The sequence below is a fragment of the Methylobacterium sp. ARG-1 genome, from assembly GCF_001262595.1.
In the GTDB taxonomy this organism is placed as follows: Bacteria; Pseudomonadota; Alphaproteobacteria; order Rhizobiales; family Beijerinckiaceae; genus Methylobacterium; species Methylobacterium brachiatum.
Genome location: NZ_LHCD01000039.1, coordinates 1 through 12788 on the forward strand (window position 1 = coordinate 1; position 12788 = coordinate 12788).

Annotated in this window: 16 protein-coding genes; 13 read left to right on the forward strand and 3 right to left on the reverse strand. The window is 70.3% G+C overall.

The genetic code is table 11. The features are described from left to right. Positions 1–89 precede the first annotated feature (89 nt). The 3 genes from AKJ13_RS25445 to AKJ13_RS25455 all read right to left on the reverse strand — a co-directional run bounded on the left by AKJ13_RS25445 (position 90) and on the right by AKJ13_RS25455 (position 1697). Positions 90–383, reverse strand: a complete 294-nt coding sequence (locus AKJ13_RS25445; protein ID WP_144426385.1) for a hypothetical protein — start codon at positions 381–383, stop codon at positions 90–92. A 31-nt stretch (positions 384–414) separates the two neighbouring features. Continuing rightward, positions 415–702, reverse strand: coding sequence for a hypothetical protein (locus AKJ13_RS25450; protein WP_144426386.1), 288 nt, complete (start codon positions 700–702; stop codon positions 415–417). A 224-nt stretch (positions 703–926) separates the two neighbouring features. Continuing rightward, on the reverse strand, positions 927–1697 hold the full coding sequence (locus tag AKJ13_RS25455) for a secretin N-terminal domain-containing protein (protein ID WP_050735831.1): 771 nt from the start codon (positions 1695–1697) through the stop codon (positions 927–929). A gap of 208 nt (positions 1698–1905) precedes the next feature. On the opposite strand from AKJ13_RS25455, the gene AKJ13_RS30840 reads away from it, so the two are divergent. The 13 genes from AKJ13_RS30840 to AKJ13_RS25520 all read left to right on the forward strand — a co-directional run bounded on the left by AKJ13_RS30840 (position 1906) and on the right by AKJ13_RS25520 (position 12779). Continuing rightward, entirely contained in the window at positions 1906–2505 is a 600-nt protein-coding gene (locus tag AKJ13_RS30840) for a nodulation protein NolB (RefSeq protein ID WP_050735832.1), read from the forward strand. Between the two features lie 52 nt (positions 2506–2557). Beyond that, positions 2558–3430, forward strand: a complete 873-nt coding sequence (gene sctJ, locus AKJ13_RS25465) for a type III secretion inner membrane ring lipoprotein SctJ (protein WP_082317125.1) — start codon at positions 2558–2560, stop codon at positions 3428–3430. Positions 3431–3437: 7 nt separating this feature from the next. Continuing rightward, entirely contained in the window at positions 3438–4022 is a 585-nt protein-coding gene (locus AKJ13_RS25470; protein ID WP_050735833.1) for a hypothetical protein, read from the forward strand. After that, positions 4015–4611, forward strand: coding sequence for a type III secretion system stator protein SctL (gene sctL / locus AKJ13_RS25475; protein WP_050735834.1), 597 nt, complete (start codon positions 4015–4017; stop codon positions 4609–4611). The genes AKJ13_RS25470 and sctL overlap by 8 nt, the downstream gene beginning before the upstream one ends. Further along, entirely contained in the window at positions 4608–5966 is a 1359-nt protein-coding gene (gene sctN, locus AKJ13_RS25480; RefSeq protein WP_050735835.1) for a type III secretion system ATPase SctN, read from the forward strand. The genes sctL and sctN overlap by 4 nt, the downstream gene beginning before the upstream one ends. Beyond that, on the forward strand, positions 5942–6457 hold the full coding sequence (locus tag AKJ13_RS25485; RefSeq protein WP_050735836.1) for a hypothetical protein: 516 nt from the start codon (positions 5942–5944) through the stop codon (positions 6455–6457). The genes sctN and AKJ13_RS25485 overlap by 25 nt, the downstream gene beginning before the upstream one ends. After that, positions 6454–7596, forward strand: a complete 1143-nt coding sequence (gene sctQ / locus AKJ13_RS25490) for a type III secretion system cytoplasmic ring protein SctQ (protein ID WP_050735837.1) — start codon at positions 6454–6456, stop codon at positions 7594–7596. Before AKJ13_RS25485 ends, sctQ begins: the two co-directional genes overlap by 4 nt. Positions 7597–7606: 10 nt before the next feature. Continuing rightward, on the forward strand, positions 7607–8269 hold the full coding sequence (gene sctR / locus AKJ13_RS25495) for a type III secretion system export apparatus subunit SctR (protein ID WP_050735838.1): 663 nt from the start codon (positions 7607–7609) through the stop codon (positions 8267–8269). Positions 8270–8324: 55 nt separating this feature from the next. After that, complete coding sequence (locus AKJ13_RS25500; RefSeq protein WP_050735839.1) at positions 8325–8600, forward strand: flagellar biosynthetic protein FliQ; 276 nt, start codon at positions 8325–8327, stop codon at positions 8598–8600. Positions 8601–8608: 8 nt separating this feature from the next. After that, positions 8609–9436 carry a type III secretion system export apparatus subunit SctT gene (gene sctT / locus AKJ13_RS25505; protein WP_050735840.1) on the forward strand — a complete coding sequence of 276 codons (828 nt, stop codon included), beginning with the start codon at positions 8609–8611 and terminating at the stop codon, positions 9434–9436. Next, the gene (locus AKJ13_RS25510) at positions 9433–10476 is read left to right on the forward strand and encodes an EscU/YscU/HrcU family type III secretion system export apparatus switch protein (RefSeq protein WP_050735841.1); all 1044 of its coding nucleotides are present in this window, start codon (positions 9433–9435) and stop codon (positions 10474–10476) included. Before sctT ends, AKJ13_RS25510 begins: the two co-directional genes overlap by 4 nt. A gap of 433 nt (positions 10477–10909) precedes the next feature. After that, positions 10910–11968: an SDR family oxidoreductase gene (locus AKJ13_RS25515; protein ID WP_050735842.1), complete on the forward strand. Its 1059-nt coding sequence runs from the start codon at positions 10910–10912 to the stop codon at positions 11966–11968. A 46-nt stretch (positions 11969–12014) separates the two neighbouring features. Further along, a complete protein-coding gene (locus AKJ13_RS25520; protein ID WP_050735843.1) occupies positions 12015–12779 on the forward strand; it encodes an SDR family oxidoreductase in 765 nt (254 codons plus the stop codon). Positions 12780–12788 lie beyond the last annotated feature (9 nt).

Here is a 12788-nt window from a genome sequence, read left to right on the forward strand (position 1 = left end):
GGGGGACAATGCTACCGAGCCTCTGCTCGGGATCGATTCGGGACAGGGATGCGGGCGTGGGGCGTCGGAGCGCCCCACGCCCCGTCGGCTTACCCCTGCGGCTTTTCCTTGGCCGCGTTCTGGTCGGTGCCGAGCTTGGCCGACACCATCCGCAGCTGCATCTGCTTCTGCTGCTGCTCCTCGCTCACCTGCTGAAGTTGGGCGAGGTTCTGCGCGAAGCTGTCACCGCCACCGCCCGCGGCGCCGGCACCGCCCGTCGCTCCGCCGGTCAGGCCGCCCGCGAGGCCACCCGCAATATTGCCGATTCCACCAGCCATATCCGTCTCCATCTCGTTCGGTTTCAGTTGTCGCTCGCGAACAAGCGACCAGGATCTGAACGACAATTGGAAGATCCGAGGCCACCCCGCGGGGCAGCTACGCGAAATCCTCTTCCGTATCGCTCATCGCCTGGTTCATCTCATCCATCCCGTCTCCGGCGATCTGCATGGCGAACTGGCTCAGGGCCTTGTCGAAGGCCTGGGCCTGCTGACCACCGTCCCCGGAGCCACCGATGGCATCACCGATCGCACCGCCGACCATGCCGCCGACGGGCCCGCCGAGGGCACTGCCCGCGATGCTTCCGATCGTTCCGAACATCGGATGCTCCTTCTGGAGGCCGGGGGCATCGTCCGCCAAAGCGTCCGGGCCGTCCGGCCGGTTCACGATGGGCATCCGGAGGCGCAACGGCGCGCGGCGCGAGCCGCACCCCGGTGGATCCCGGTTACCCAGCGGCTCCGCAGCCGCGCCGCCCGGATCGTGCCGGTCAACGCTGGGCATCGCCACGGGTCGGGACGCTAGGGAGGTGACCTGTCGAGAACCTGACGGGCCCTGGACCAAGTCGACGGCCGATGTGCCGGCTGCCCGGATCGGCGGCGCTCTGGGGCGGCCTACGGGGTCGGCCCCGGACCAGGTACGCCAACCGGTGGGCCCTCGGTGCGGACCCAGTTCGCGGCCGGCTGCGGGCCCGAGCGAGCTGGCATCTCGGGTTCCGGACCTGGCATCCGCTCGGCGCGGCCGTCCCGCAGGATTGTTGTCTGGCTTCCGCGGAAGACCGTCAGCACGGTGGGCTTGGCGGGAGCGGGCTCCTTCCCGGCCTGGAGAGCCGGGGGCGACGACTTGGGCCGCGCCTGTGCCTCGGCCACGAGGCCGGCCAGCGTCTGCTCCACCAGCGCGACGTAGCGCGGCGGCCCGGAGACCATCACTAGCCCCTTGCTCGGCGCGGGGCGCAGCGAGAAGCGCGGGTCACTGATCTGCAACGCGTCGAGCGCGTCCTTCAGCGTGTCGTAGCTGATCGGGCTCAGCACCAGAAGCTGCGTTCGATTCTCCTTGGCGGGTGTAATGTAGAGGATGCTGCCATCGTAATACCATTCGAGATTGTAGGCCGTGGCGAGCCGGTCGAGGAATGCCTGCGGCTTGCCTTCGGGGATCCGGCCCTGGATCCGACCCTTCACGTCGGGCGCGACATTGACCTTGATGTTGAGGTTGGCGCCGAATTCCTGAAGGGCGGCGGCGAGATCCTGGTCAATCACCGTGTAATTGTAGGTGGCGTCGGGGAGCTTCAGCGGCGCGGCGGCGCAGCCGAGGCCGCTCGCCAGTGCGCCGCCGAGGACGACGGCGGAGGCGGTCAGAGGGCGGCCGTGCCGGTCGGGTCGTGGCATGCCCAATGATGCTCCTCGCGGGCCACACACCCGCAGCGTCCCGCTTAGGTGGGAATTGCGACGCTGGGCTGACAGCCGGCCGGCGCTTCGTCAGGTCCCCGTCAGCTCTCGTCCCTAGCGTCGACCTCGAAGGCCGGGATGCGGCGGCCGGAGGGATTCTCCGGCGCGGCGCCCTCCAGCCGCCCACGACGTGACGGAGCCGTACAGCATGGCGATCGAGTCGGTGGCGACAAGTCTCGGCGGCAGCGGCATGGTCCCGGCGCCCGGCTCCGAGGCCGGGCAGGGGCTCGGTGGCCAGCATCCGGGCGGCCCGCAGACGTTCGAGATCGCCCGGCCGTCCGAAGCCGCGGCGCCCCGGGCGGTGGCCCTCGAGACGCGCACGGCCCGCGTCGGCGGCCCAGCCGAGACGCCCGTGCGGCCGAACCCCGTCCCGGAGGTCAGCGCCGCACCGCAGCGTGACGGGCCGTCGATCGGGGATCGGGTCATCCACCGCATGGACAGCGTGCAGCGGGGCGATGCCGCCTGGAGCACGCGCAGCCGGGCGCCCCAGACGTCGGGAGGCGAGCCGACGCTGCGGATACCGGCGCGCGAGCCAGGACCGGCGAGCGCACAGCTGCGGCCGGCTCCCTCGGGCGCGCCGACGACCGTCCAGCCGGACCAGCAGCCGGGCCAAAGCCGAAATTCGGGCTTCGACCACATGGTCGACCAGCTGCAGCAGGTGAGTGATCAGGTGGTGCAGGTCTCCATCGTCTCGAAGACGACTAGCAGCTTCACGGGCTCGCTCAACAAGCTCCTCTCATCGGGTTGAGCGCGTTCCGATGGCGATCGCCCGATCCCTCGTCTTCAACGGAGAGCCGCCGATGACGCATCCGACCGGCACGCGCCGCGGGCGCCGCCTTCGCCGCGCCGCGCTGTTCGCGGCCGTGGCCCTGGTGCTCGGCGGCTGCAAGACCGACCTCTACACCAAGCTCTCCGAGCGGGAGGCCAACGAGATGGTCGCGCTGCTCCTCGACAAGGGCATCGAGGCAGCGCGCGTCGGTGCGAAGGATGGCACCAGCACCGTTCAGGTCGACCAGGGCCGCTTCGCGCATGCGGTCGAACTCCTCAAGGCGGGCGGTTATCCGCACCAGACCTTCACCAACATGGGCGAGGTGTTCAAGGGCGGCGGACTGATCGCGTCGCCGACCGAGGAGCGGGCGCGCTACATCTACGCCCTGAGCCAGGAACTCTCGAAGACGATCTCCGGCATCGACGGCGTCCTCTCGGCGCGGATCCACGTCGTTCTGCCGAAGAACGACCTCCTGAAGCAGGACGCGACGCCCTCTTCGGCCTCCGTGTTCATCAGGTACGATCAAGCGGCTTCGGTGAAGGCGCTGCTGCCGCAGATCAAAATGCTGGTGGCCAACAGCATCGAGGGGCTGACCTACGAGAAAGTCTCGGTCGTGTTCGTGCCCGTGGACCGGGCACAGGGCGACCGCGAGGCTGTCGGGTCGGCGGCCGCTGCGCCGCCGGCGGCCCAAGGCTCGCTCGCGGCCGCTCTCGCACCCGCGGCCGCCGGTGCCGGGGGAGCCCTGGCTCTTGCAGGGGGCGCCCTCTGGTATGTCCGTTCGCGACGGCGCCGGACGGCTGGGCCGCAGCTCGGAGCTCTCGAACCGATGGCGCCGTCGGATACGGCGCTGCCGGCGCCGCCCGCCCGTCCCGGTGTGTCGACGCCGATCAAGCAAGCCGCCTGAGAGCGTGATGATGGAGTCCTCATCGCCGTCCAGGCAAGCGTCGCGCCGCATCGACCGATCGGTCCACCCCGACCACGTCCGTGCCGCCCTCGATCCGCGGCTGAGCGATGCGACGGTCGCGCGCCTGCTGGCCTGCGAGCGTCTGCGCGCCCGCCTCGACGTCTGCCTCGGCTCCGACGCCGTGGAGGCCGCCACCGCGCCGGCTTGGCTCCGCACCGATCCCGCGGAAGCGGCGCTCCGGGCTGGCGCCGTCCTGCACGGTCGGGCGATCCGAAGCCTTCTGGCCGCCCGTGCGGTCACGGATCTCATCACCGCGATCGGTCGGGAGGCCCACGCGCTCGGCCTGCGGCATGGGGCCGAGGCTCCGCCGCGTGAGAACAACGGCGACCTCGAGGGCGCAATCCGGCGCGACGGGGCGGACTGCCTGGGCGCTTGGCTGCGGCGACAGCCCGCCCCGGTCCGCGCCGTGATCTCCCTGGCGCTGCCGCCCAGCATGCTCGCTGCCGAGGCGCAGGGCGATGACGAGGCCGAGGCGGTGATGGCCGCCGTCGCGCAGTCCTACACGCCCGAAGAGGTCACCCAGGATGCCTGACCAAGCGCCCGCGGCGCCGCGCCTACGTCCGACCGGTCCGATCGTGCCGGCCGCCGAGACCGGGATCTGGAACGAGGCCCGCGCGGGTCTGGCCGCCGCGCACCGCCACGTGGTCGAGACGCGGGAATGGGCGCAGGCGCACCTCGAGCGGGAGCGCGCCCGCGGCTACGCGGAGGGCCGCGAGGCCGGTGCTGAGGCGGCGGCGCGCCTCCTCGCGGATACGGCGGCGCGGGCCGCGGACCATGTCGCCGCGCTGGAGCAGGATCTACCCGCCCTCGTTCACGATCTCGTCACTGAGATCGTCGGGACCTTCGAGCCGGGTGACCGCATCGGCCGGGCGGTCCGAAAGGCGGTGGCCAAGCTTCAGCCGGAGGCCGAGGCGGTACTGCGGGTCTGCCCGGGCGAGATAGAGGCCGTGCGGGGCGCCCTCGCGGGGCTCGGCGACCGGGCGCCGCAGATCGAGGCCGATCCGAGCCTCGGCCCCGGCGAGAGCACGCTGCGCAGCCCGATCGGCAGCGTCGAAATCGGGATCGCTGCGCAACTCCGCGCCCTGCGGGCGGGCCTCGCCGCGCTGGAGCCGCACCCATGAGCCGCTTGCTCGACCTCATCGACCCGGTCCCGTCCGCGGAGGCGCTGTCGCACGCGCTTCCGCGCCTTCGCGACGCCGCCCGCACCATCGACACGCGACCGCTGCGCGGCCGCATCACCCGCGCGGTCGGCACGGTCATCCACGCGGTGGTCCCCGGTGTGCGGATCGGCGAACTGTGCCGTCTCGAGGACAACCAGAGCGGCCTGAGCCTCGAGGCCGAGGTTGTCGGCCTGACCGAGCACACCGCGATCCTGACCCCGATCGGTGCGATCGAGACCCTCTCGTCCCGCGTGGAGGTCGTACCCACCGGCCGGATGGTCGAGGTCCCGGTGGGCCCCACGCTCCTCGGACGGATCCTCGACAGCCGCGGCCTGCCCCTCGACGGCGGCGCCCCCCTCGACGGCGCGCCGACCCGGCCGCTGCGCGGCACCGCGCCGAACCCGCTGCAGCGGCAGCTCATCGACCGGCCCATGCCCCTCGGGGTGCGGGTCATCGACGGCCTGCTCACGGTGGGCGAAGGCCAGCGGCTCGGCATCTACGGCGAGCCGGGCGGCGGCAAGTCGTCCCTGCTCGCGCAGATCGTCAAGGGCACGCAGGCGGAGATCTGCGTGATCGCGCTGATCGGCGAGCGTGGCCGCGAGGTCCGCGAGTTCGTGGAGCGCCATCTCGGCGCCGCCGGCTTGGCGCGCAGCGTGCTTATCGTGGCGACGTCGGACCGCTCCGCGATCGAGCGCCTCCAAGCAGCCTACGCCGCAACCGCGATCGCGGAGCATTTTCGGGATGCGGGCCGGCGCGTCGTGCTGCTGATGGACTCGGTCACGCGCTTCGCCCGGGCCCTGCGTGAGATCGGCTTGGCCGCGGGCGAGCCGCCGACACGGCGGGGCTTTCCGCCCTCCGTGTTCGCAAGCCTGCCCGGCCTGATGGAGCGGGCGGGCCCGGGCGCTTCGGGTTCAATCACCGCGTTCTACACCGTGCTGGTGGAGGGCGACGGCAGCGGCGACCCCATCGCCGAGGAGACGCGCGGCATCCTCGATGGGCACATCGTCCTGTCGCCGGCCTTGGCCGCGCAGAACCACTATCCCGCGGTCGACGTGCTGGCGAGCCGCTCCCGGGTGATGAACGCGGTGGCCGGGCAGGACCACGTCGCGGCTGCCGCCCGCGTCCGCGAGTTGCTGGCGCGCTATCAGGAGACCGAGTTCCTGATTCAGGTCGGCGAATACAAGGCTGGCTCCGACCCGCTGACCGACGCCGCCCTCGCGCGGATCGGCGACCTGCGCGGCTTCCTGCGGCAGGCCGAAGCCGAGACCACCCCCTTCGAGGAGAGCATCGCATGGATGCAGCGGCTCGCCGCGTGAGGCCTGTCGACCTCAGCCGTCTCGCCATGCTGCGCGCGCGCCGCGAGGCGGAGGCGCGGGACGTCGCGCGGACGGCTGAAGCCGCGCGCGCCGCCGCCGAGGACGCGACGGCGCGGGCCCTTCGGGACGTCTCGGCCCGCGAGGCCGAGCGCCGCGCGGGCGAACGGGCGCTCGACGCGGCGCTGGTCGGCGGCGCGGCCGTCGATCTCGCGACCTTCGTCGAGAACCGCCTCCGGGTCGCAGGACTGACCGAGCGGGTCGCGGAGGCCCGCGCCCGGGCCAGCCGGCGCGCGGCCGAAGGCGAGGCCGCGGACGCGGCCCTCGCCGCAGCCCGCGCGCGCCACACGGTGCGGGCGAGCGAGGCGGACCGGTGGGATCGGGTGCGCGCGCGCATCCTCTCGGCGCGCCGTGCCGCCGCCGAGCAGGCCGAAGAAGGTGAAGCGGAGGACGAGACGCTGACGCGGCTCGGCGCTGCGCGGGCCCGGACATGAGCGCGCCGGTCTCCGTTCGCCCGCCGGCCTCAGCCGCGCCGGCGCCCCGGCGCTACCGCCCGCGCACGCGATTCGCCCAGACCTCGATTGCGCTGGTCAACCGGCTCGCGCGCCCGCGGGACGGCCTGTCGGTGGCGGTCGAAGGTATGCCCCTGCGGCTGACCCCGGCCGGGATCCGACTCTGTGCCGCCGCGCCCCCGCCGGACACGGTCACGATCGTCTTCGGCATCGGCGCGGACGGACAGCTCGGCCTGCAGGTGCCGGCCAGGATCCTGTCCCGGCTCGTGAAGGCCGTGCAGCCGGGTCTCGAGCCGCTCCCATCCGGCCCGGCCGGCGCCCTGCTCGTTGAACTCGCGCTGGCCACACACCTCGACAGCGCGGAGCGGGTTGCCGGGACTGGGTTGCGCGTCGACCGAGTGGCGCCGCCGTCGGGCGGCTCCCGAACGATCGCGCTGCTCCTCGACGGCAAGCTCGACGGCGACGCCTTTCAGGCGCGGCTCGATCTCGACCCGGCAGAGGTCGGCCGGCCGGCGCAGGCCGCGGCCCTGGCCCTCGTCGAGGCGCTCGAAGGACGCGCCGCCGATCTTCATCTTCGGCTGCCGATCAGCTGCCGGGCCGGGCACACCCGGCTGACGCTGCACCAGCTTGCCAGGCTGCGGCTGGGAGACGCGATCCTGCCCGACATCTGGCACTTGGCGCAGGACGAGATCCGGATGACCGTGGGGACGTCCCACGCCGCGACGGCGAAGACGGACCGTCACACAGCGACGCTAAAGACACCCCTTCGACCGATCGTGACGGGGTCGATGGGAGGCGTTGACGCAGCCATGGCGCAGGAGATGACCCCGGATGCCGGCCCTGCGGCCGAGGCCGCCGGGACTGGTCTGGACGCCGTCGGCGTCACGCTCGCCTTCGAACTCGGACGGCTGACCGTCTCCCTGGCCGAGCTCCGCGGGATTGGTGCCGGCCACGTGTTCGATCTCGGGCTCGCGCCGGAGGAGCCGGTCGACCTCGTGGTGAACGGGTCGCGCATCGGCCGCGGCGAGATCGTCGAGATCGGCGAGCGGATCGGCGTCCGGGTCGTGCGCCTGTACGGGCCGGAAGCCGGGCAGGCCGGGCCCAACCTCGGACACGACTAGGGCGTCGGGCATGACCGAGGTCCAGCCGGGCATCCTCGCCCTTCTCGCCGTCACCCTCGGGCTGGGGTTGCTCGCCTTCGTGGTGGTGACGACCACGGCCTTCATGAAGATCTCGGTCGTGCTCTTCCTGGTGCGCAACGCCTTGGGCACGCAGCAGATTCCCCCCAACATCGTCCTCTATGGCGCCGCCCTGATCCTCACCGTCTACATCTCTTCGCCGGTGGCCGAGCAGGTGTTCCAGCGGGCGGCCGATCCCCAGCTGACCTACCACTCCCTCGACGACTGGATGCGTGCGGGCCAGCGCGCCCAGGAGCCGGTGCGCGACTACCTGAGCCGCTTCACCAGTCCCGAGCAGCGTGCATTCTTCCTCGACGCGACGCAGCGGGTCTGGCCCGAGGGCGCGCGGGCCAGCGCTGGGCCCGACGACATGCAGATCCTGGTCCCATCCTTCCTGATCTCGGAGTTGAAGCGCGCCTTCGAGATCGGCTTCCTTCTCTACCTGCCGTTCATCGTGATCGACCTCGTGGTGACCACGATCCTCATGGCGATGGGGATGTCGATGGTCTCGCCAACCGTGATCTCGATCCCGTTCAAGCTGTTCCTGTTCATCGCCATCGATGGCTGGTCGCGGCTGATGCACGGCCTGGTGCTGAGCTACGCGATCACCCCCTGACCGGCCGGTGCGGCGTGCGGGGACCGTGCAGAGTCGGAGTGAGGAGGAGGACGGCATGGATGGTGCAAGCGTCCAGATGCACGTGAGCAACGCGCTCGCGCAGTTCATGACCCTGACCCTGCCGCCGCTCATCGCGGCGCTCGTCGTGGGGCTCGTCGTCGGCATTCTGCAGGCGGCGACGCAGATCCAGGACCAGACCATGCCGCAGACGGTCAAGCTGCTCGTGGTCGTCGCAGTGCTGGCGCTGTTCGTGCCGGTTCTCTCCGCGCCCTTGTTCGAGGGCGCCAAGCAGGTCTTCATCGATTTTCCCGCCCTGACCCGGCGCGGCTGAGCCGATCCGTGCCGCCCAGCCTCGACCTCTCGACCTATGCGGGCCTCGCGGCCCTCGTCACCGAGGCGACGCGCTGGGTCACGGTCACGGCGCTCGGGATGAGCCGCCCGATCGGGATCCTGCTGATCCTGCCGGTCTTCACCCGCGCCGAGCTGGGCACCGTCCTCAGGCTCGGCCTCGCCTTCGCGCTCGCCCTTCCAGTGCTCACCTACAGCCGCCAGGGCCTCGGCCCGGCCGATATCCACGCGGTGCGCCTGACCCTGATGGCGCTCAAGGAGCTCTTCGTCGGCATCCTGATCGGCTACGTGCTCGGCATCCCATTCTGGGCGATCCAGTCGGTCGGCGAACTGATCGACACCCAGCGGGGCATCACTAACCAAGTTGCGCCGGTCGACCCAACGACCAAGTCGCAGGCCTCGGCGCTGGGCTTGTTCCTCGGGATCCTGGCGATCACGGTCTTCGTCGCCGCCGACGGGATGAACACCGTCGTGGAGATCCTCTACGGCAGTTATGCGCTCTGGCCGATCGGCAACGCCCTGCCGTCCGCTGACCTCGACGCGGTGATGGCGGTGGCCCGCCTCGTCGACCGAGTCCTGCGCACGGCTGTCCTCGTCAGCGGGCCGGTGATTGTGCTGATGCTGCTCCTCGACATCTGCGTCATGCTGATCGGGCGCCTCGCGCCGCAGCTGAACCTGAACGATCTGGCGCCGACGCTAAAGAACGTCGCGGTCGTGCTGTTCCTGATGGTCTACGCCAATTACCTGTTCGACTATGTCGGCTCCGAGGTCGGCGCGACGCGCGGCCTCGCCGACCGCCTTGGGCAGTTCCTGCGGTGAGCGGCGATTCAAGCGAGGAGAAGAACCTTCCGCCGAGCCAGAAGAAGCTGCGCGACGCTCGCAAGAAGGGGCAGATCGCCAAAAGCCGCGACTTCGTCGGCGCCCTCGGCCTGGCCGCCGCGGCGATCTTCCTCTGGACGCGCGGGGGCGCACTCGCGGACCGGTGGCGCGAGGCGATGCTCCAGGCGAGCAACCTGCAGAACGACGCGTTCTCGGTTGCCGCCCCGCAGGTTGGCGCGAGTCTCGCCGAACTGGCGGCCGGCACCGTCCTGCCGATGCTCGGCCTGGTCGTGGCGACCGGCATCCTCGGCAGCATGGTCGCCAATCAGGGGATCGTGCTCTCCCTCGACCCGATCAAGCCGAAGCTCGAGCACCTGAACCCGGTCGAGGGGTTCAAGCGGATGTTCGGCGTGAAGGCCCTGGTCGAACTCGCCAAGACGCTGGTCAAGGCGCTGCTGCTCGGCGGCACCCTTCTCTTCGTCTTCCTCGGGACCTGGAACACCTTGGTGCTGATGCCGACCTGCGGCACGGGCTGCCTGGGCTTCGTGATCACTACCCAGACCAAGCTCCTGCTTGGCATCGGAGTCTGCGCTTTCCTGGTTGCCGGCGTCGCCGACGTGCTCATTCAACGCTGGTTGTTCCTGCGCGACATGAAGATGAGCGCCACCGAACTGAAGCGCGAGTTCAAGGAGCAGGAGGGCGATCCCCACGTGCGCGGCGCCCACCGCCGTCATCGGCAGGAAGCAGCAGGCCTGCCCCGGATCGGCCTGAAGCGCGCCACCATCCTGATCCGGGGCCGCGGCGTCGCCGTCGGGCTCCGCTATGTGCCCGAAGAAGGAAACGCACCCATCGTTGTCTGCAGGGCGCGCGGGCCGCAGGCTGATGTGATGATCGAGGCCGCGGCTGAACTCAACATCCCGCGGGCGCCGGATCACGGCTTGGCCTCATCCTTGGCCAAGTCAGTCGCACCGGGCTCGACGCTGCCCAACCGCTACTTCGACCGCACAGCACGGGTGATCTTCGCAGCCGGGCAGATCTAGCCGCATTGCTGTCTACGTCGGCGAGAGACCGGTCGTCTGGCCTCGATCGGTGTCCGTTCGCCCGAGCCGCACCTCTCGGATCCAACTCAAAGGGGGGCGTCCGCTTTTTCGGCAGTCCCTCCCCGAAGCGGACCAGCTGCTTTCGGCCAGACTACGCCATGCCGGATCGCCGACCCGCGCAAAAGCGGTCGTTCAGCTTTGCGCCCACAACGGTCATTCAGCAGGCTGTGACGATATCCCGCAAGCGGACGCTCCAGTGGCCCAGCGCGTAAGTCCGAATGGTGTTGAACTGGCACGAACGGCGCCACTAGCCGAACGTTCGAACCGCGAACGGCGTCGGCGGCTTTTCCCCTCGGTAAGGCTGGTTCCCGGTGCGACCACTTCTTGCTCATCCCGGCACCCCCAGCTTAGGGCGAACAGAAGCGAGCCGATCATGCAGAGAAAAGTCCTCGTCGCCGGCGCCCAGGGCGTCATCGGCCGCGCTGCGGCCACCCGCCTCGCCGCTCAGCCCGATACGCAGGTGCTGGGCCTGTCGCGTCGGACCGAACCGTCCGTCCCCAACGTCGAGGCGATCTCCGTCGACCTCCTCGAACCCAGCCAGGTCCGGGAGCGTCTCGGCGGCGTCCGCGACGTCACCCACATCGTCTTCGGAGCCTACATCGAGAAGCAGACGGCCGCCGAGAAGAGCACCGTCAACGTCGCCATCCTGCGCAACCTGCTCGACGTCGTCGAGGAGACCTCGCCGGGCCTACGGCACGTCACGTTCTACCAGGGTGGCAAGGCCTACGGTGCCGATCTCGGGCCCTTCAAGACGCCCGCCCGCGAGGACGATCCGCGCTTGATGCCGCCGAACTTCTACTACGACCAAGAGGACCTCCTGCGCGAGCGCCAGAAGGGTAAGGACTGGTCGTTCACCGCGCTCCGGCCCGAGGCGGTCTGCGGCTTCGCCGTCGGCAACCCGATGAACCTGCTCACGGTCATCGCCGTCTATGCGGCCATCTCGAAGGAGCTCGGCATCCCGCTTCGCTTCCCCGGCACGGAGGCCGCCTACCGGGCGCTCTACCAAGTCAGTTCGGCCGACATCCTGGCGGAGGCGGCCGACTGGGCTGGCACAACGCCGGCCGCGCGGAACGAGATCTTCAACATCACCAACGGCGACTACTTCCGCTGGCAGCACATGTGGCCGCGGATCGCGCGCATGTTCGACATGGACTGGGCCGATCCGATCCCGATGCCGCTCGCGACCTACATGGCCGACAAGGCGCCGCTCTGGGACGGGATGACCAAGCGCTACGGGTTGCAGCCGATCCCCTACGACAAGGTGGCCTCGTGGCCCTTCGGCGATTTCATCTTCGCCAGCGGCTTCGACAACATCAGCAGCACGATCAAGGCCCGTCAGGCCGGCTTCCATGCCTGCATCGATACCGAGGACATGTTCCGGAACCAGTTCCGGCACCTCGGCGACCTCAAGCTCATCCCGCCCTTCGCCTGAGATCCGGCATCGACCACAGCATCACCCGTCAGGAAGGAAGCCGAACATGTCCCGCTTCGAAAAGAGCGTTGTCGTCGTCACCGGCGCCGGAAGCGGCATCGGCGCGGCCACCGCGAAACGGTTCGCGTCGGAGGGCGCTTCCGTCGTCCTGAACGGCCGGGACCGGGGCAAGCTCGACCGCGTCGCGTCCGAGCTCGATGCTGGGCGAACTTTGGTGCATGCGGGCGACGTCTCGCACCAGGCCGATGCCGAGGCGCTCATGGCTGCTGCGGTCGGGCGGTTCGGTAGGCTCGACGTGCTGGTCAACAATGCCGGCGTCGCCCCCACCGGCCCCTTCCTCGAAGCCTCGCTCGAGGATTGGCGCAAGGTCATGGCGGTCGACGTCGACGGCGTCTTCTTCTGCATCCGGGCCGCGTTGCCCCATCTGCTCACGGCGAAGGGTAGCATCGTCAACGTGTCTTCGGTCTCGGGTCTCGGCGGCGACTGGAACATGAGCTTCTACAACGCCGCCAAGGGGGCCGTGACCAACTTGACCCGGTCGCTGGCGCTTGAGCTCGGCGACAAGGGCGTGCGGGTGAACGCCGTCAATCCGAGCCTGACCTTCACGGACTTGACCCGGGACATGAAGGACGACGCGGCCCTGATGGCGAAGTTCGCCAACCGAATCCCGATGGGTCGCGGCGCGGAGGCAGAGGAGGTCGCCGACGTCATCGCCTTCCTCGCGAGCCACGACGCGCGTTTCGTCACCGGGGTGAACCTGCCGGTGGACGGCGGCTTGTCCGCCTCGAACGGCCAGCCGCGACAAGCTTGATCCACACCC

What these genes read in the sequence shown, in the direction of transcription:
- AKJ13_RS25455 (WP_050735831.1), bottom strand. Translation starts at nt 1,697, where the DNA reads ATGCCACGACCCGACCGGCACGGCCGCCCTCTGACCGCCTCCGCCGTC.
- sctR (WP_050735838.1), top strand. Translation starts at nt 7,607, where the DNA reads ATGACCGAGGTCCAGCCGGGCATCCTCGCCCTTCTCGCCGTCACCCTC.
- AKJ13_RS25470 (WP_050735833.1), top strand. Translation starts at nt 3,438, where the DNA reads ATGATGGAGTCCTCATCGCCGTCCAGGCAAGCGTCGCGCCGCATCGAC.
- sctN (WP_050735835.1), top strand. Translation starts at nt 4,608, where the DNA reads ATGAGCCGCTTGCTCGACCTCATCGACCCGGTCCCGTCCGCGGAGGCG.
- sctJ (WP_082317125.1), top strand. Translation starts at nt 2,558, where the DNA reads ATGACGCATCCGACCGGCACGCGCCGCGGGCGCCGCCTTCGCCGCGCC.
- sctL (WP_050735834.1), top strand. Translation starts at nt 4,015, where the DNA reads ATGCCTGACCAAGCGCCCGCGGCGCCGCGCCTACGTCCGACCGGTCCG.
- sctQ (WP_050735837.1), top strand. Translation starts at nt 6,454, where the DNA reads ATGAGCGCGCCGGTCTCCGTTCGCCCGCCGGCCTCAGCCGCGCCGGCG.
- AKJ13_RS25500 (WP_050735839.1), top strand. Translation starts at nt 8,325, where the DNA reads ATGGATGGTGCAAGCGTCCAGATGCACGTGAGCAACGCGCTCGCGCAG.
- AKJ13_RS25515 (WP_050735842.1), top strand. Translation starts at nt 10,910, where the DNA reads ATGCAGAGAAAAGTCCTCGTCGCCGGCGCCCAGGGCGTCATCGGCCGC.
- AKJ13_RS25520 (WP_050735843.1), top strand. Translation starts at nt 12,015, where the DNA reads ATGTCCCGCTTCGAAAAGAGCGTTGTCGTCGTCACCGGCGCCGGAAGC.
- AKJ13_RS25485 (WP_050735836.1), top strand. Translation starts at nt 5,942, where the DNA reads ATGGATGCAGCGGCTCGCCGCGTGAGGCCTGTCGACCTCAGCCGTCTC.
- AKJ13_RS30840 (WP_050735832.1), top strand. Translation starts at nt 1,906, where the DNA reads ATGGCGATCGAGTCGGTGGCGACAAGTCTCGGCGGCAGCGGCATGGTC.